At 36.2% G+C, this 19031-nt stretch carries 18 protein-coding genes and 1 rRNA gene; 16 read left to right on the top strand and 3 right to left on the bottom strand.

Going from position 1 to position 19031, the window contains the following annotated elements; genetic code table 11:
• The first annotated feature begins 126 nt into the window (after positions 1–126).
• From rrf to cysE, 10 genes are all read left to right on the top strand, one after another.
• A 5S ribosomal RNA gene (gene rrf / locus B096_RS0100010) occupies positions 127–240 on the top strand.
• Positions 241–486: 246 nt separating this feature from the next.
• Positions 487–1557, top strand: a complete 1071-nt coding sequence (locus tag B096_RS0100015; RefSeq protein ID WP_018578725.1) for an ABC transporter ATP-binding protein — start codon at positions 487–489, stop codon at positions 1555–1557.
• A complete protein-coding gene (locus tag B096_RS0100020; RefSeq protein WP_018578726.1) occupies positions 1557–2441 on the top strand; it encodes a carbohydrate ABC transporter permease in 885 nt (294 codons plus the stop codon). Before B096_RS0100015 ends, B096_RS0100020 begins: the two co-directional genes overlap by 1 nt.
• Positions 2442–2443: 2 nt before the next feature.
• Complete coding sequence (locus B096_RS0100025) at positions 2444–3304, top strand: carbohydrate ABC transporter permease (protein ID WP_018578727.1); 861 nt, start codon at positions 2444–2446, stop codon at positions 3302–3304.
• Positions 3288–4565, top strand: a complete 1278-nt coding sequence (locus tag B096_RS0100030; RefSeq protein WP_018578728.1) for an MBL fold metallo-hydrolase — start codon at positions 3288–3290, stop codon at positions 4563–4565. Before B096_RS0100025 ends, B096_RS0100030 begins: the two co-directional genes overlap by 17 nt.
• Before the next feature lie 20 nt (positions 4566–4585).
• Positions 4586–5845, top strand: coding sequence for an ABC transporter substrate-binding protein (locus B096_RS0100035; RefSeq protein ID WP_018578729.1), 1260 nt, complete (start codon positions 4586–4588; stop codon positions 5843–5845).
• 105 nt (positions 5846–5950) lie between these two features.
• Positions 5951–6502, top strand: coding sequence for a hypothetical protein (locus B096_RS0100040; protein ID WP_018578730.1), 552 nt, complete (start codon positions 5951–5953; stop codon positions 6500–6502).
• Complete coding sequence (locus B096_RS0100045; RefSeq protein ID WP_018578731.1) at positions 6495–7421, top strand: helix-turn-helix transcriptional regulator; 927 nt, start codon at positions 6495–6497, stop codon at positions 7419–7421. The genes B096_RS0100040 and B096_RS0100045 overlap by 8 nt, the downstream gene beginning before the upstream one ends.
• A 77-nt stretch (positions 7422–7498) precedes the next feature.
• Complete coding sequence (locus B096_RS0100050) at positions 7499–8158, top strand: deoxynucleoside kinase (protein ID WP_018578732.1); 660 nt, start codon at positions 7499–7501, stop codon at positions 8156–8158.
• Between the two features lie 10 nt (positions 8159–8168).
• Complete coding sequence (gene cysE / locus B096_RS0100055; protein ID WP_018578733.1) at positions 8169–8699, top strand: serine O-acetyltransferase; 531 nt, start codon at positions 8169–8171, stop codon at positions 8697–8699.
• A gap of 28 nt (positions 8700–8727) precedes the next feature.
• On the opposite strand, the gene B096_RS0100060 is transcribed toward cysE, so the two are convergent.
• Entirely contained in the window at positions 8728–10011 is a 1284-nt protein-coding gene (locus tag B096_RS0100060) for an adenylosuccinate synthase (protein WP_018578734.1), read from the bottom strand.
• Positions 10012–10167: 156 nt separating this feature from the next.
• Positions 10168–11688 carry a bifunctional metallophosphatase/5'-nucleotidase gene (locus tag B096_RS0100065; RefSeq protein WP_018578735.1) on the bottom strand — a complete coding sequence of 507 codons (1521 nt, stop codon included), beginning with the start codon at positions 11686–11688 and terminating at the stop codon, positions 10168–10170.
• A 104-nt stretch (positions 11689–11792) separates the two neighbouring features.
• Here B096_RS0100065 and B096_RS0100070 point away from each other — a divergent pair, with 104 nt between their 5' ends.
• From B096_RS0100070 to B096_RS0100090, 5 genes are all read left to right on the top strand, one after another.
• Positions 11793–12017: a hypothetical protein gene (locus B096_RS0100070; protein WP_018578736.1), complete on the top strand. Its 225-nt coding sequence runs from the start codon at positions 11793–11795 to the stop codon at positions 12015–12017.
• A 97-nt stretch (positions 12018–12114) separates the two neighbouring features.
• Positions 12115–13908, top strand: a complete 1794-nt coding sequence (locus B096_RS0100075) for an ABC transporter ATP-binding protein (protein WP_018578737.1) — start codon at positions 12115–12117, stop codon at positions 13906–13908.
• On the top strand, positions 13898–15748 hold the full coding sequence (locus B096_RS0100080; protein ID WP_018578738.1) for an ABC transporter ATP-binding protein: 1851 nt from the start codon (positions 13898–13900) through the stop codon (positions 15746–15748). The genes B096_RS0100075 and B096_RS0100080 overlap by 11 nt, the downstream gene beginning before the upstream one ends.
• Before the next feature lie 259 nt (positions 15749–16007).
• Complete coding sequence (locus tag B096_RS0100085) at positions 16008–17117, top strand: M42 family metallopeptidase (RefSeq protein WP_018578739.1); 1110 nt, start codon at positions 16008–16010, stop codon at positions 17115–17117.
• 52 nt (positions 17118–17169) lie between these two features.
• On the top strand, positions 17170–17577 hold the full coding sequence (locus B096_RS0100090; protein WP_018578740.1) for an SRPBCC family protein: 408 nt from the start codon (positions 17170–17172) through the stop codon (positions 17575–17577).
• Between the two features lie 7 nt (positions 17578–17584).
• Here the strand turns inward: B096_RS0100090 and B096_RS0100095 are convergent, their stop codons facing one another.
• Positions 17585–18292: a GntR family transcriptional regulator gene (locus tag B096_RS0100095; RefSeq protein WP_018578741.1), complete on the bottom strand. Its 708-nt coding sequence runs from the start codon at positions 18290–18292 to the stop codon at positions 17585–17587.
• A 243-nt stretch (positions 18293–18535) separates the two neighbouring features.
• Between B096_RS0100095 and B096_RS0100100 the strand changes: the two genes are divergently transcribed.
• Complete coding sequence (locus B096_RS0100100) at positions 18536–19015, top strand: peptidylprolyl isomerase (RefSeq protein ID WP_018578742.1); 480 nt, start codon at positions 18536–18538, stop codon at positions 19013–19015.
• Positions 19016–19031 lie beyond the last annotated feature (16 nt).

The raw sequence follows: 19031 nt of genomic DNA on the forward strand, positions 1-19031 counted from the left end.
ATAGTGATATGTGGAGCTGACTGATACTAATAGGTCGAGGTTTTAATCACAAAAGATACAACGATTCGAAAAAGATCAAGTTTCTGTTATTCAGTTTTGAGAGTTCATCTCTCTAATGTAATATGATCTGGTGATTTGAGCGAAGTGGTCACACCTGTTCCCATCTCGAACACAGAAGTTAAGCACTTTAGCGGCGACAATATCTAGCCACGCGCTAGTGAAGATAGTTCATTGCCAGGTAATTCGACACTCTACTTAGAGTGTCTTTTTTTTATGCAAAGGAATGGATTGTTAATTATGTGACAGTTTATATTTTTTTCACATGTTTATTTAATATTGTTAATGGTTTTTAACACAAATAGGACTATTGACTGTTATAATAATGATGTAACAACTGTACGTAAAAATCTGTGGTCGTTCACGGAAAGTTATAATATCCAATATATTAAAAAATTACGTAATATAGTGTTTATAGGAGGAAGATGAATGATTGAAGTCAAGGACTTACGAAAAGTGTTTGATAATGGTTTTGAGGCATTAAAACAAGTTACATTCTCTATTGAGAAAGGTGACCTTGTCTGTTTGCTTGGACCAAGCGGTTGCGGTAAGACCACAATTCTAAACTTAATTGCGGGATTACTCGATCCAACGGATGGTGCAATTCTAAATGGAGGGATCTCAATGGTGGATAAACACCCTAAAGATCGTGACATTGGATTTGTATTTCAAAACTATGCACTTTATCCACATATGACAGTGTTGGAAAATGTTATGTTCCCGCTGCGTGTTGGAGATAAAAAAATGCCAAAAGAAGATGCTGAGAAAATCGCACGCAAATATATGGCATTAACAGATATTGAAGAATTAGCAAATAAGAAACCAGGCACGATGTCAGGTGGACAACAGCAACGTGTTGCAATTACACGTGCTCTCGTTCAAAATCCTTCAATTTTATTACTTGATGAGCCACTAAGTAATCTTGACGCACGATTACGTTTAAAAATACGTGAAGAAATTCGTCGCTTAGTTAAGGAAATTAATATTACAACAATTTTCGTGACTCATGATCAAGAAGAAGCGCTTTCCATTAGTGATAAAATTGTTCTTATGAATGAAGGGGTAATTCAACAATATGATGACCCACAAAATCTTTATCTAGAACCTAATAATTTATTTGTTGCTCAATTTATTGGAAACCCGGTGATAAATATTCTCCCAGTGGAAGTAAATAATGGCATAATTAAAGGTGAATCTTTTGAATTTGATCAAAGCTCTTTAGTTGCATCTCGTTTGAAAAACGAACTAACAGATGGTACTTATCTGCTAGGTGTGCGACCTGAGGATATTGTTTTTGGAAATCAAGGAATTTTCGATACTACCATTGAAACAGTTGAATTAATTGGTCGAGAAGGTATTTTAAACTTTAAAATTGGTTCAAAAAACTCTAAAGGAATTGTAAGCATTGATGAATTAATTGAGCCTGAAACAGTGGTTCATTGTGACTTTAACTACCCACGAATCTTTATGTTTAAAGAATCTGGCGAGAGGGTCTACTAATGAAAAAGTTTAAGTATAGCGCTGAAAATCAAAGGCAAGCATGGTTATTTCTTTTGCCTGCTTTGGTAATTATTGCTTTATTTAATATTTATCCTCTGATTCGAGCTTTAATAATGTCTTTCCAAACAGGAACATTAACAAATTTAAAGCCAGCAGGGATTAGTAATTATCAATATGTTTTACAAGATCCAAAGTTTCATATAGCGATGCGTAATACAGCTGTCTATGCATTTCTCGTAGTTCCTATATGTTTAGTGCTTTCGATGTTTATCGCACTGCTAATTTTTGAAAAAATTAAACATAAGAGTTTCTTTGAAACAATATTTTTTATTCCATATTTAACCAGTGTTATTGCTATTGGGGTTGTGTTCCGCTATCTATTTAATGGATCCTATGGTTTCATCAACTTCCTTCTAAGCTTTATAAATGTTGGTCCGATTAACTTCTTGGATGACATCATGATGAGTTTACCGACTCTGGTCATATTTGGTATTTGGAATGGATTAGCCTTCAATATTATCATTCTCCTGTCAGGGTTGCGAAATATTGATCGTGAATACTATAAAGTTGCAGATATGTTTGGTGCAACAGGAATGCAAAAATTATTCCGTATTACTTTACCACAGTTAATTCCAACATTAACATTCTTGTTAACGGTTAACTTAATTAATGCGTTTAAAGTTTATACACAAGTCTTTGCAATCTTCAATGGTAAAGCGGGTATTGCTAATAGTGCAACCACAGCTGTATTCTACATATTCACTACCTTCCATGTTGATAATCGATATGGTCCGGCGATGGCCGCAACAATTCTTCTGTTTGTGTTTATCTTAATCCTTACACTCATTCAGAATAAAGTGTTGAAAAAGATAGAGGAGAGATAGCCGTGAACGAAAAATCTGAATTTTCAACAAAATTAAAATTTATTTTATCAAAAGTATTTAGAGTACTTGCGACTATATTTATTGTTATTATGGCAATTATTACGTTATTCCCATTTGTCTATATGATTCTTGCGAGTCTTATGACCTATCAGGAAGCAACAAGTATTCCGCCTACCTTAATCCCAGCGGCACCACAATTCCATAACTTTGTAGAAGTTTTCCAAACGGCTCCGTTTGTACGCTACTTCTTTAATACTGTAGTAGTCGCTGGAATCAGTACGTTGGGGATTTTAATTACCTCAACTTTAGCAGCGTTCGCGCTTGTAAAATTAGAGTTTAAATATAAAAATGTTGTAATCTTAATTATGGTGTCTTTATTGATGGTTCCTTATGAATCTACAGTTTTCACGAATTATCAAACGATTGCTCGTTTAGGACTCCTTAATACATACACCGCATTGATTGTGCCTTCATTAGCAAGTGTGTTTTATATTTTCTACCTAAAAGGATATTTAACCAGTATTCCAATTTCGTATTATAAAGCTGCTAAGATTGACGGGTGTACAGATTTAGAATTTATACGTAAGATTATGATTCCACTCTCGAAACCTGCATTGGTAACGATTGGGATTTTGAGTTTTATTTCTCATTGGAATTCATTCTTATGGCCACTATTGGTAACGAATGATTCAAGTATGCGTTTGCTTAATAATGGTTTAAGTGCCTTTGCAACAGAAAGTGGAACAGATGTTCACTTACAAATGGCAGCAGCAACATTAACAATCATTCCAGTATTAATCATTTACTTTATTTTTAGAAATCAAATAATTAAAGGAGTGTCGAAGAGTGGACTTAAAGGATAAAAAAACAAAAATTACATTTCACAGTGGTGTTCTTACTATCGGTGGTACAGTCATTGAAATTGCGTATGAAGATTCACATATATTCTTTGACTTTGGAACTGAGTTTAAACCAGAGTTAAACTTGAAAAATGAATCGATACAAGAATTAATCAATCATAGACTTGTTCCTCACCTCGAGAATATTTACGATCCCAAATTGGGGTATGTATACCCTTATGAGAAGGGACCAAAATTCAATCATACTGCAGTATTTTTAAGTCATTGTCATTTAGATCATACGCGTATGGTTAATTATCTTGATCCCAAAATTCCGATGTATGCTTTAAAAGAAACTAAAGTGCTCTTAAACAGTTTAAACGCTCAAAATGATTTTATTCTTCCATTATTGAACCCACAAGATTCCTTTACTCGTGATATTATTGGATGTGAGAATCATGATTGCATTGAAGTGGGTGCCATTAAAGTTGAGCTAAGCCGTGTCGACCACGATGCTTATGGTGCTTGTGGACTTATCATTACAACTCCGGATATGAATATTGCTTATACAGGTGATTTACGCCTTCATGGCTTTGATGTGAATGATTCACTTCATTACTGTGAACAAGCAAAAAATACCGATATGCTTATCATCGAAGGGGTATCAATTAGCTTCCCTAATGAAGACCGTGCAACGGGTCGCATTGAGACTGAAGCAGATTTACTTAAGAAAATCGTGAATATTGTAAACAGTAATCCAGATAAACAGGTAACTTTTAATTGCTATCCAGCAAACGTGAAACGTTTGGCGGAGATTGTAAAACAAAGTCCTCGTGAAGTCGTTCTTGAAGCATCCTTTGCAAATATATTGAAAGAATGTTTAAATATGGAGTGTAAGTATTACAATACAAGTGATCACACTTATGACCTTGATAAAAATCTTGAAGTTGAATATGACCTTCTGCTCCAAGATGAGGGAGTTTATTTATGGCAAGTGGTTGATCATCACGAAAACCTTAAAGGAGGTGGTGTCTATATCCATAGCGACGCTTCGCCGCTAGGAGAATTTGATCCAGCATATTTACCATTTATTCAGTTGTTGAAGGATTGTGATATCGAGTTTAACCGTGTAGCGTGTTCTGGACATGCTTACCCTGAAGATTTAGACCGTATTATAAGCCTAATTCAACCGAAGTTATTAGTTCCGATTCATTCTTTGAGACCGGATTTACTCGAGAATAAATATGGAATGCGTCATTTACCAACCCGTGGGGAAACTATCTAAAGGAGACACATAAAACAAATATGGGAAATATTAAAAAGATTTTAGTAGCATTACTCGCATTACTTGTTCTTGTAGGATGTTCAAGCAAAGGTGGCGATACCGTATCAACAGATATCGTTACTGAATTGACAGAAGAAACAGAAATTCGTTTCTGGCATGCAATGAACGGTAAGCAAGAAGAAGCATTAACAAAACTTACTGAAGATTTTATGGCAGCAAATCCAAAGGTTAAGGTTGTTTTACAAAACCAATCAAGTTATCCTGATTTACGTCAAAAGTTATCTGCAACATTAGTAAGTCCTAAAGACTTACCTACAATGACGCAAGCATATCCTGCATGGATGTTTAATGCTACAGTGGATAATTTAGTGACAGATTTAACACCATATATTGAAAACGATACAATCGGAATGAAAGACTACAACGATATTGTTGAAGGCTTCCGTGAAGGTGGAAAAATCGAAGGTGTTACATATGGTATGCCATTTAACAAATCAACAGAAGTACTATACTACAACAAAACACTTCTTGATGAACTAGGACTTAAAGCTCCTACTACATTAGAAGAATTGAAAGAAGTAAGTAAAACTGTTTATGAAAAGAAAAATATTGTTGGTGCTGGTTTTGACTCACTCAACAACTATTATGCTACAGGATTAATCAATAAAGGCGTCGAATTCAATAAGGATATGGATCCAACAAGTAAAGAAAGTATTGAAGTTGCATCATTCTACCAAGAAGGTGTTAAAGATGGTTACTTACGAATCGCTGGAACAGATAAATATCTATCCGGACCATTCGGTAATGGTCAATTAGCAATGAATGTTGGTAGTACAGCTGGAGAATCACACGTACTTAAAGGTGTCGATGGACGATTCGAAATTGGCGTTGTAAAACGTCCTGAAAAAATCAGCTTACAACAAGGTACAGATCTTTACATGTTCTCATCAGCAACACCAGAACAAAAAACTGCTTCATTTGAATACATGAAATTCTTAGTATCTGCAGATTCACAACTACACTGGGCTAAAGCAACTGGTTATATTCCAGTACGTACAAGTGTAATCGAAAGTAAAGAATACTTGGAAAGTGGATCAATGATTGCTCCATTAATTCAAGAAATTACGAAAGATGTATTTACAATTCCAGTATCTGCAAACTCAGATGCTGCATACACAGAAGCAACTGTGAAGATGGAAGAATTACTATCCGATACTTCAAAAACACCAGAATCAGTAATGGAATCATATAAGACATCATTACAAACAATCTGGCAATAATTACAAGAGGTAGATTTAAAATCTACCTTTTTTTATGGAATTATTGAATATACGACCATTATTGTCGTATACTATTGATATACTCTAATCAAGAGGTGATACAAGATGAAAAAAGGATATAACTTGAAGGACTTAATGATTAGTATGAAAGGAAACAACGTTGCATCGTTTATCAATGATCAAGCTTTACGTTTCACAGAGCGTTTTGGTTTGGCATTTGAAGAATGTGTATCCGTTACCCTAAAATTTGAATCCAGCCAAGATGCAAATGATTTCTACAATGAATTAAAATTCAACAGTCACTATGCTAAAGATTATACAGTGACAACTTCTAATCGAGGTAGTTACTATCTAACAGTTACTGGAGCGGAAACTTTGTACGATTATTTTGGATCTACCGAACCGAATCTACTCACTGTAAGTAGAGATTTAGGGTTGAACTTTGAAATTTTCTTTACGCAAACTTATACAGGAACTGAATTTACTGGTGCAGTGCATCGTGGCGAGTTGTTAAGCCGCCAATGTATTGTCGAGGTAAGCAACATTATTCCTGAATTAACATTAGGGGGATTACACCAAATTGCCCGTGACGAAGCTGAGTTTAATGATCTTCTGACACGATGCTACCTTGTAGAAGGACAAACAATTTATGAGTAAATTAAGTAATGCTTTAGTTATGCTAGATGTATTGTCAGCGCGTTCTGTGGTTCCACTTGCAGAGCTTGCTGACCTTTTAGAAATTAGTGAACGTGGTGTTCAACGTCTCAAAGTTGAACTGGAATCAGTCGGATATGTGATTAATACGATTATGGGACCCGGTGGTGGATATATGTTGGAGACTAAAACACAAATTCAACCACTTGCATTCGCCAGTCATGAACGAAAGTTGCTCAAGCAAGCCTTCTCGATTCTTTTATCTCAGGATAATCCCACCTATGGTCATGATTTCGTTACCGTTATTTCTAAATTATCACATCAGCTTGATTATAGCGGGACAGTGTCAGTGTCTGCTTTTCAATCTGTAAAGCTAAATGTAGATCCGATTCTATATCAAAAGCATTTAGATTTACTTGAAAAAGCGATTGAGAAGCATCTTCGATTAGATATAATCTATAATAAGAATCATCGCGAAAAACGTTCATACGTATTTGAACCCTACGAACTGGTGATTGTCAATAAATTTTGGTATTTATTAGGCTATGACGAGAAGGGACGTTATTTGAGCTTGAAGGTTAACCGAATTCATGCTCTAACAATTCGTGATGAAGTATTTCGCTATGACGAGGATACATCCAGCAAACATGTTTTTTCAAAATTTGGTTACAAAATAAAGCCAGTTTTTGCGGAATTAGAAGTATTTGAACAAGATTATATTAGCGAATATATTTGGGGTGAACATCAAGAAATAATATGGTTGGATGATCACCGTTTTATTCTCAAAGTAGAGTTTTCCAATGAACTTGCGGTCAAAGACTTTGTTTTACAAGGGGGTTCACATGTTACCGTTTTGAAACCGGATTGGCTTAAAGCGTGGATTGTCGATGAATGTCATAAAATTACTAAACTCTATCGTTAAGACGCTTGCTTTTTTGTCAGTACAAAGCTAAACTAATTAATAGAGTGTCTCCTAGAGACATGAGATGGTGGTGACTTATGGGATTTAATTATAGAGATATGTTAAATTATGTATCACGGAAAGAGGTTTATGACATGATTGTTATTGAAGGTGTAGTTGGAGTTGGAAAAAGCTCCCTAATGCGTATTCTCGGTCAAGAAGGATACGAAGAATTTGAAGAACCCGTAGTGGATAATCCGGTATTGGATAAGTTTTACCATGACCGTTGCCGTTACTCATTTCCATTACAAGTATTTTTCTTAAATAAACGTTTCGAGCACATCAAAAAAGCAAAAGATGTAAGTATGGCAGTAATGGACCGAAGCATATATGGGGACGCGATATTCGCTCGTATGTTAAACTTGAGTGGAGAAATGAGTGACGAAGAGTTTCAAATATATTCAGAACTTTTACAAAACATGCTTGAACATGTACATACGCCTAAATTAATGGTTTATCTGGAAATAAGTGTTGATGAAGCGATGAATCGAATTAATAAGCGTGGAAGAGATTATGAGTTGATTGTGGAACGTGAGTATTGGGAAAAACTAAATCGTGAATACAGTAATTATTTTGATGATTATGATTTATCGCCAATGTTGAAAATTAATGTTGATCATCTTGATTTTGAAAATAACGCTGATGATCGAATTTATGTACTCAACCTCATTAATGAAAAGTTACTCGAATTAAAATAAGGAGTATTATATGAGATTTTTAGAGACAGCACGTGCCTATAAAAAACAAGATCCTTCTGTCAAAACAGTCTTGGAAGTCATCTTACTGTATCCAGGATACCATGCAATGGGATTTTATCGAATCGCACATTGTTTCTATAAAATAAAGTTTTATTTTATTGCACGTTTTATTTCACAACTGGGTAGAATGCTAACACAAGTTGAAATTCATCCAGGAGCACAAATTGGTCGACGATTTATTATCGACCATGGTAGTGGTGTTGTAATCGGTGAAACAGCAATCGTAGGGGATGACTGTTTGATACATCATGGGGTAACTCTTGGTGGTAAGTCTCGAGAAATCGGGAAACGACATCCTACATTGGGTAATAAAGTGCATATTGGTGCTGCCGCACAAATATTAGGGAATATTACAATTCATGATGAAGCTGTCGTTGGTGCCGGTAGTGTCGTTACGAAAGATGTAGCGCGTTGTGACATTGTAGCAGGGATTCCTGCTCGTACTATTCGAAACAAATGTACTGATGAAGGAAGACTATAAAGAAAAACGAACGATGATCGTTCGTTTTTTATTTTCGTAGCGGTTTTCTTTTCATAATTTGATTACGATTTGGACCGTTTGATACCAGTGCAATATCCGTATCAATAAGTGATTCTAGTTTATTAATATAGTTTTTACAATTTTCAGGAAGATCATTATAACAGGTAATTTGAGTTATATCTTCTTTCCATCCAGGTAATGATTCAATAATCGGTTTTGTATTTTCAAGTTCACTAATATTACCGAAACGCGTTGATATTGTACCTTCATATTCATAAGCTGTAACGACTTTAATTTCATCAAGATATGAGAGCACGTCAATATTTGTGAGCGCAACATGGGTGGCTCCTTGAGTTTTACACCCGAAACGTGTAGCGACGGCATCAAAGTAACCAACACGACGTGGTCGTTTTGTATTGACACCATATTCGCCTGCGTCCCCTCCGCGTCGTCTGAGTGTTTCTGCTTCATCACCAAAAATCTCGGATACAAAAGCACCAGCACCAACACAACTTGAATAGGCTTTTGTTACCGCCCAAACTTCATCGATGGGATGTGGTAGTCCTGAACCTACTGTCGCATAGTAAGCAAGTGTAGAAGAAGAAGTCGAATAAGGATAGATACCAAAGTCAGGATCACGAAGTGCACCCAATTGACCTTCAAATAAAATATGCTTTCCTTCCGCATGCGCTTTGTTTAAAAACGTAAAGACATCACGAACATATGGATGGATCATTTTGCGGTAAGCCATGAGCTCATTGAAGACATCCTCAGGGTCAATCGGATCTTGATGATATAGATTCACTAAGAGTGTATTTTTGATGTCGAGAACGCGCTCAATTTTTTGCTTGAGCCAAGTTTCATTATACAATTCGCAAACTTGAAAGCCGATCTTCGCATACTTATCGGAATAAAAAGGGGCAATTCCCGATTTTGTTGAGCCAAATTGTTTTTCGCCTAAACGTGCTTCCTCGTAAACATCAAACGCTTTATGATAACTCATGACAATTTGCGCACGATCACTAACGATTACATGAGGTTGTACCCCACGTGTCGCAAGCTCTTCCAGTTCTTTTATAAATGCTGGAATGTTAAGTGCAACACCATTTCCGATAACATTGATTGTATGATCATAAAAAACTCCAGATGGAAGCATTTTAAGTGCAAACTTTCCTTTGTCATTGATTATGGTGTGGCCTGCATTGTTTCCACCTTGGAATCGGACAATAATGTCCGATTCACTCGCGAATACATCCGTTAGTTTTCCCTTACCTTCATCGCCCCAATTCGCACCTACTATAGCTTTAATCATAATTACCTCCTAAAAATACAAAATGAGACACTCTTGTGTCTCACTGTACACGAACTAGAATACTTTTATTTTTTTTATGTGTCAAGATTTTTTTTGCTATGCACAAAAAAATACAGAGGACTCAAATTGAGAGAACCGCTGTATTTTAGGGAAAATTTAGGATGCAATAACCTTGATGTTATTGTGATGATTTACAGTGACCGGGGAATGCTTCACAAAATAGTCCATAATAATATCGACCATTTCTTCTTGAATATCTTCGATTGTTTCGCTATCTGCAACCATCGTGAAGTTTCCACCACCCATAGCCCGATAATTATTAACAACAACTGAGAAGGTATCATCATCAAGGACCGGTTTTCCTTGATAGGTCAATTCAATTACTCGTGAACCGCGTTTTTGTGAAACATCAATCGTATAATCCACACCATCGAGCATATCGTAATTATAATGTTGCGGTTTCGGTGCTATAAATTCAGGAGAAGGTACAATATTACCAGCATCATCAAGACTAAAGTAATATGCGCTAAATTCAATCATTTCACGTAAAGCTTTACCACTCATGCGTTTTACCACAAGGGTGTTTGGATAGAGATAGGTACTTACCAATTCACGCATGGTAATTGAACGCTTGAAGCCTTGAGCTCCATTAAATAATGCCACAGATGAAATTTGGGCTCCAGAACGTTCCAGTTGAATCTGATTTAAGAGCGATACGAGGGGATGTTTATGAAGACGTGCATCAAGTTCATCTTTAATCATAACATCCATATTTTCAAGAGAACCAACAGGTAAATCCAACCATGTCTGAGTCGCATCTTGTAAATCTTGGAGTGGTTTCAACAAAGACATATCGACAGCAAAGTCTGCAGCACTCATCAGCTCAGCTGAAGTTGCGCCCGTTTCCAAGTCCAAATCAATTGTAATAAATTCCTTAGCTTTAAAAGTATTTTGTGTAACAAGTACACCGTTTACCGTTTCAACAAAAGAACGATGTTGATGACCTGTGATGAGGATATCAAGACCTTCAATTTGTGTCATGGCATATCCTTCATTTTCACCTGTTAGGCGTTCAGTTGGGACGCCGGTAAGAGGATCGCGTTCAAGTCCACCATGATACATTGCAATGACATAATCAACATCATTGCGGACTCGTTGGACTTCATTTTGAAGGTGGTCGTAGGCACTGAAAAATTGCATATTGTTGATATGGTTTGGTCGCTCCCAATGCGGAATATATTGGGTAAGTACTCCAATTAAAGCAATGGTTTTCCCACCATAGTTTAAAATTTGTGTTTGCCCTGGAACGTTACCATCGATTTCTAAATTTGAAGTGAGCAGTGGTGCTTTGTTTTCTGAAATATATTTTTTAAGAATCTCAGGACCATAGTTAAAGTCATGATTACCAAGATTAATATAATCATAGTTCATCGCATTAAAGCAACTCGCAGTTGGATTGGTATACAGATCAGCATGTTGATGTGCATACGTTAGAAGTGGCGTTCCTTGGAAGGCATCTCCATTATCTAAAAGCAAAACTTCCCCTTGTTCACGGTAAGTTTTTACGGCAGAACTGATTCGTGAAAGACCGTAGTTTTCGATATTATCACGACTTGTATAATTCGTTGGAAAGATATTTCCATGGACGTCTGTTGTAACGACGATTTTAAGTTTCATTTTTATCACCAACCTTATTATAACAAATCTAACTGATGATATTACGAATTGATTACTTTTAAAGTGTTTTATGCTAAAATATTATCAAATGAAAGGAGGAACTTATGAATCGCTCAGAGAAATGTTTAATGTGTGTTGTTTTATTTGTTACCGTCATAATGCATGGTATGAATCCAAAAGAAGATGAACAAGGCGCTTTTGTAACAAATAGTAAGCACCTTTTAACCCACATGAATAAAACCGAAAATGTAACATCATCGAGCGGCAAGACCGGTCTTGCGAAAATTAATATCTATGAGATGCTGTGTGATTCATTAAGTTGCTCTTAAACTTACTTAATTTATCATCATCGCAATTCATAAACAAAACACATGGAAGTGTGTTTTTTAAGCATTTTAAGGAGAAAATTATAATATAGAGGTGAATATGAAAAATATTAGTTTTATTTCTAAGTATACCCATGGTCATCGGCGAAAAATATTTATCATGATTTTTGCGATATTTATATACTGTGCAGTACTTTTGGTTAATCCACTTTTACTTCAATATACCATTGACCATGTACTTAATGATCTACCCATGAATTCGACGATTATGCAAAGTGTTACGAATTTTTTTGGTGGTCTGGATGCAGTTCGCAACCATTTATGGTATGTTGGATTGATCATTATTTTATTGAATTTATTAAGTGGCGTTGCACATTTTTGTGGAAGTTTATCGATTGGTTCTTACTCAGAATATTTTGCGGAAAACTTACGTAATGATTTGTTTGACCATTTGCAAAAACTTCCATACGCTTATCACGTCCGTGCAAAAACGGGGGACTTGATACAACGTTGCACAAGTGATGTTGATCAGATCGGTCGGTTTTTGAAATCTAAAATCCAAGAACTCGTTTATGCACTCACAATGGTTGTGGTTGCTATAACGATTTTATTTCGAATCAATGCGAAAATGACATGGCTAACAATGATTTCTTTTCCACTGATTTTCGGTTTTGCATTTCTGTTTTTTAAAAAAATGCAAGTAGTTTTTAGAAAAAGTGACGAAGCTGAGGCGGCATTGTCTAATACATTTCAAGAAAGTATGGATGCCGTGCGTGTTGTAAAAGCATTTAATCAAGAACGCTACGAAGTACAAAAATTCGAAACAAAAAACCGTGCTTATGCTTCCATTACGAAGGATATGATGCGCCTTTTGGGTGTCTATTGGGGCGCATCAGATTTGATGTGTTTTATCCAAACTCTAATTGTGCTCATAGCAAGTATTTTTGAAGTTCGTTCAGGAAATCTAACTATTGGAAATGCCGTAGTATTTATTTCGTATGTCAACATGGTTCTATGGCCAATAAGAAATGTTGGGCGTACGCTGTCGGATATGGGAAAAGTTAGCGTGAGTATCGATCGTCTTAATGAAATTTTAGACTTACCAATTGAAGATTTGGAGTCAGGGCTGAAGCCAGAGATTAAGGGGAACATCTCATTTAATAATGTTTCTTTTAAATATGAAGATGCAGCAATGCCAGTGCTGGAAAATCTTAATTTTGAAATTGCTCAAGGAGAAACTGTCGCGATTATGGGACCAACAGGAAGTGGTAAATCAAGTTTAGTTCACCTCTTAACGCGAATCTATGATGTTACGGAAGGCAGTATAAAAATTGATGGTATCAACATAAATGACATTTCGAAGAGCCATTTACGAAAAAAAGTAGGACTTGTATTGCAAGAACCTTATTTATATTCGAAGACGATCTTTGAAAACATCCGTATTGCAATGCCAACTGCATCAAATGAAGAAGTTCACGATGCTTCACGCATTGCTTCAATTCACGATGTTATCACTGCATTTGATCAAGGTTATGAAACACCTGTTGGAGAAAAAGGGGTAACGCTATCAGGTGGGCAAAAACAACGCGTCGCCATCGCACGTACGCTGATTGCCAATACACCGATTTTAGTATTTGATGATTCCTTGTCAGCTTTAGATTCTCAAACAGATGCTTCGATTCGAGAAGCGCTTAATAATACAAAGAGCGCAACCTCAATCATTATTACGCATCGAATCAACAGTGCTCAAAATGCCGACAAGATTATCGTAATATTTGGTGGAAAAATTAAACAAATTGGTACCCATGAAGAGCTATTAGCATCAGAGGGATTATATCGAAATATCTATGAAATTCAAACGAATCAAAAGGGAGGTGGAACGAATGAGTTTTAGAGAAGAAGAATCATTTACGTCAGATAAACTGGATTTAAATCTCTGGAAAAAAATTGGGAAAATGCTTCTTGAAAATAAGAAAAATTTAATTTTGGCACTCGTTTTTGTTTTGGGTGAAGCCGTCATTGGCGTCGTGCTCCCTATTTTAAATCGCTATGCAATCGATGTATTTTATCAAGGACACGGCACAAATCAAGATATTATAAAATTCGCAATCTTATATGGAAGCTTAGTCACATTTCAAGCCTTTTTAATCTATGAATTTATTTATCGAAGTGGCCTTATTGAAATGGATATCAGTTATCAAATTCGGCAAAGTGTTATGGAAAAACTACAAACTCTTCCGTTTGCGTATTATGACAAAACGCCTACGGGATGGATTATGGCACGAATGACCAGTGATGTCTCACGTTTATCCGAAATATTATCCTGGAGTTTTAATGACCTTGTATGGGGATTTCTTGTTATGATCATGCTTTTGATTGTGATGTTCACCGTTAATTGGAAACTAGCATTGATTATTCTTGCGATTGTGCCAATTGTGTATTTTGTGAGTTCGTGGTTTCAAAAACGAATTTTACAAAATTACCGAAAGGTTCGTGCTGAAAACTCGAAGATTACACATGGTTTCAGCGAAGGTATTACAGGTGCGAAAACAACAAAAACAATGGGACTTGAAGGCATTCATTACAGTGAGTTCAAAAGCAATACAATGGCAATGCGTTCAAAGTCAATTCATGCCGTAATTTTAAGTGCTCTCTATATGCCGATTATTACCATTATTTCATCATTAGGGAATGCAGGTATTATTTATGCGGGTGGAAATATGGCACTTCAAGGTGTTATTCAAATTGGAACACTGATTCTCTTTACGCAATATGCAGAGCGGTTTTTTGAACCGTTACGAAATATTACGAATGTTTTTGCGCAACTTCAAATGGCGCAAGCATCGGCTGAGCGGGTGCTCTCACTTTTAGAACAAGAGTCAACCTTGGTAGACCGTCCAGACGTTATAAAAAAATACGGAACGATTTTAAATCCAAATGAGTCGGTATATGAACCGATTATTGGTGATATTGAGTTTCAAAATGTTGACTTTTACTATCAAGAGTCTGAACCAATTTTGAAACAGTTCAATCTTACGGTCAAACCAAAACAACGTATTGCTTTAGTTGGTGAAACGGGAAGTGGCAAGTCAACGATCGTTAACCTTATTTGTAGATTTTACGAGCCCATAAACGGTTCCATAATGATTGACGGTGTGGATTATCGGGAGCGTTCGATTGGATGGCTACATTCACATCTTGGTTATGTTTTGCAAGCACCTCATCTTTTCTCGGGTTCTGTCCGAGAAAACATTGCTTATGGAAATCCTGATGCAACAGATGATGCAGTGATTGCGGCTGCGAAACTCGTTGATGCGCATCGTTTTATTATAGAACTTGAAAATGGCTACCAAACGGATGTTGGTGAAGGTGGAAACCGCCTCTCAACTGGGCAAAAACAATTAATATCATTTGCCCGTGCTATTTTGGTAAATCCATCGATATTCATTCTTGATGAAGCCACGGCATCCATTGATACGGAAACAGAAGCCATTATTCAAAATGCTGTTGAAACAGTCTTAAAAGAAAAAACAAGTTTTATCATTGCTCATCGATTATCAACGATAGTTAATGCAGATCGGATTCTTGTGATCGATAAAGGTGAAATCATTGAAGATGGAAATCATAAGACGCTAATGAACCAAAAAGGACATTATTATAAGCTCTATATGAACCAGTTTAACGAGAGAAATGAAACAAAAATGATGAACAAACTAACACCTATTTCCGAATAGGTGTTTTTCTCTCAATTCTTGTCATAATAAATATTCTCTATCATAATTCGTGTTCTCAAGATATCTTTATGATATGATAGTTTAGAAAAAAGAGGCTCATGAATTCCCACCAATTATCGTTACAGGTGCTTAAGTGACTATTTTATTTAGATGAATCACGTTACATCTTCAGTCAAGGTGTAGAAATGCATAATAATTGCCGTCTTAACACTGTTACATCATTGGATTTTCAATAGGAGTCGAGATATAGGAGAAAGATATGAAGAAAAATATTACGCTTGAAGAAGCATACGGTGATGTAAATCTCGAAATGCTCGCTGATTTTACGCTTACTAATGGAATCTCAGGTCATGAGAAAGATGTTGCGAATGTATTCAAAACTTGGGTTGAAGAGAGTGCAGATGATATTTGCTTTGATAATCTCGGGTCAATTATTGCTCATAAAAAAGGAGTCGAAAATGGACCTAAAATTATGCTTGCAGGCCATATTGATGAAGTAGGATTTCTTGTGCGAAGTATTGATGACAACGGATTTTTACGCATTCATCCCGTAGGCGGATGGTGGCCACATGTATTACTTTCCCAACCGGTTACAATTCAAACACGCGATGGAAAAATGTATGTTGGGGTAACGGGTTCTAAAGCACCTCATGGCATGACTCCCGCAGTTCGTAATAAAGTTATGGATATTACGGAAGTATTTGTAGATCTTGGTGTTGCATCAAGAGATGAAGTTGAATTACTCGGCATCCAAGTTGGAGATACAGTAACACCTAAGTCTGATTTCCATGTTCTTGCGAATCCAAACTTTTTAATGTCTAAAGCATGGGATGATCGTATTGGTGCTGCTATTGTTGTTGACGTAATGCGCCAACTTAAAGGCGTCGAGACACAATCTCATATTTATTCAGTTGGGACTGTTCAAGAAGAAGTTGGTTTACGTGGTGCACGTACCGCAGCACAAACAATTAACCCTGATATTGCATTTGCGGTGGACGTAACGATTGCTACTGACACACCAGGTGAAGACAACCGCATTAAAATGGGTGTTGGAGCCACACTTGAAGTTATGGATGGGTCAGTAATTGGCCATAAAGGACTTCTCTACTATCTACAAGACCTCGCAGAAGAAATGAACATTGATACTCAATTCGAAATTCTAGCAGCGGGTGGAACGGATTCAGGAGAAATTCATAAAGTTCATGATGGTGTTATTACGTTAACGCTTTCCATTCCTGCACGCTACATCCATTCGCATCTTGGAATTATTCATCGTAAAGATTATGCAGATACGGTTTCACTAATTACTGAATTCTGTAAACGATGTGATGCTGAATTACTTGAATCATTACAAAATTATAAAAGATAAGTCTAAGACTTATCTTTTTTTTCGGTTATAATAGAATAAAGAGAGGTACATTATGCTTAAAGAAACGGTTTTTATTGAAGCCCCTTTGGATAAAACCTGGGAGCGTGTTGAACTGGAATTTGCAAAAATATTTAAGTGCAGCCCTAAAAAAATGCTTCATCGTGAAATGAAAACAAAAATTAAATCAATAAGTGGACGTGAACTCGAAATAAAGCAACGTGTTATTATCCATGATCGATATAAACATTTTGCCTTTGTATCGGAGAACCCGAAAGAACATGTCACAACACATTATGAGTTTTTCGAAGATAAGGATGGGACCTATATTACATCATATGACGAAAAAGAAAAAGGTGGTTTTATGTATAAGATGCCTTTTGTGAGACAAAAGGTAAAACGACAGTTAAAAGGTCGGCTACAACAAATTAAATCTATGGTAGAAGCAGAAAAGGGAGCATAGCTCCCTTTTAAATTGGACTTGATAGTTTTAAGAAACGTGCGTACTTGTAATGGTGATAATCAATCGAATAATCAAAGATTTCCCCATTTTTAAGCATAGCTTTACTGGTAGTTTTCAGGGCAGGGTCACCTGCAGCCAAACCTAAGAGTTTGGCATTCTTACTATCCAGTGAACAGGCTTCAATTAAGCGGTCAATATATCCTACCTCTTGTCGGAGTCCTTCTTGAATATAAGAATAGATAGAACTTTCAATAATTTCCCGATTTAAATATGGAATTAGATTACGGTTGAAGTAGGAATATTCAACTACCCATCGATTGCCATCAACGATACGAAGACGATTAACGAAATAAAGCTTGGTTCCAATTTCACAATTCATTTCAATGGCGATGTCACGTGTTGCTAATATTTCTTGAAAATCTAAAATTTCAGTTTGAATCCGATTTTTTTTATGATTGGAGGATAATCCATGAAAATTCTCCAGATTGATGGTGTTTATATGATCCACATCGCGTACAAACATGCCGCTTCCCTGAACAGATATGATGTAACCCTGGCGGGATAATAACGCAATGGCTTTACGAATTGTATTTCTACTGACAGCAAATTCTTGCATTAAAACTTCTTCTGTTGGTATTTTTGTATTTGAGGGATAAATCCCTTCAGTAATTCGATCTTCAATTATTGTACTAATCATTCGATACTTATGTGACATAATGAGCTCCTTTATCTCGTTTGTAACACTGTCAAGAAAAGCAAATGAAACTACAGATGATGCATCACTTACTGATACACCATGAAACCATTCTCACATCTTATCGATTGAGCAATATTCGTTTGGATATTTAAATTAGACTCAATGAAGTGAGTAACGGAAACACAATAACGGAATTTGTCGTGCAAATTCCTCCTAGTAAAAGTATAGCACTTTTGCTATGATTGTCACGGAGGTATTTTTATGACACAAACAATTAAAATTACAATGGATAATGGGAAGACAATGATCGCGGAACTCTACGAAGATATTGCACCTAAAACCGTTGCAAACTTTGTAAAACTTATCGAAGCGAAATTTTACGACGGATTGATTTTTCACCGCGTGATTCCCGGTTTTATGATTCAGGGTGGATGTCCTGATGGAACAGGGATGGGTGGACCTGGTTATGAAATCGAAGGGGAATTCACTTCAAATGGTTTCAAGAATGAATTCAAACACAGCAAAGGTGTTCTATCCATGGCACGTGCTATGGATCCAAACAGTGCTGGAAGCCAATTCTTTATTATGGCCGAAGATGCACCGCATTTAGATGGTCAATATGCAAGCTTTGGAAAAGTAATCGAAGGGCTCGACGTTGTAGATGAAATTGTTCATGTTAAACGGGATCGTTCAGACAAGCCATTGGAAGCTCAAATTATTAAAACAATCGAATTATTATAAGAAAAGGTGTCGTTTA

It is taken from the genome of Erysipelothrix tonsillarum DSM 14972 (genome assembly GCF_000373785.1).
Taxonomy (GTDB): Bacteria; Bacillota_I; Bacilli_A; order Erysipelotrichales; family Erysipelotrichaceae; genus Erysipelothrix; species Erysipelothrix tonsillarum.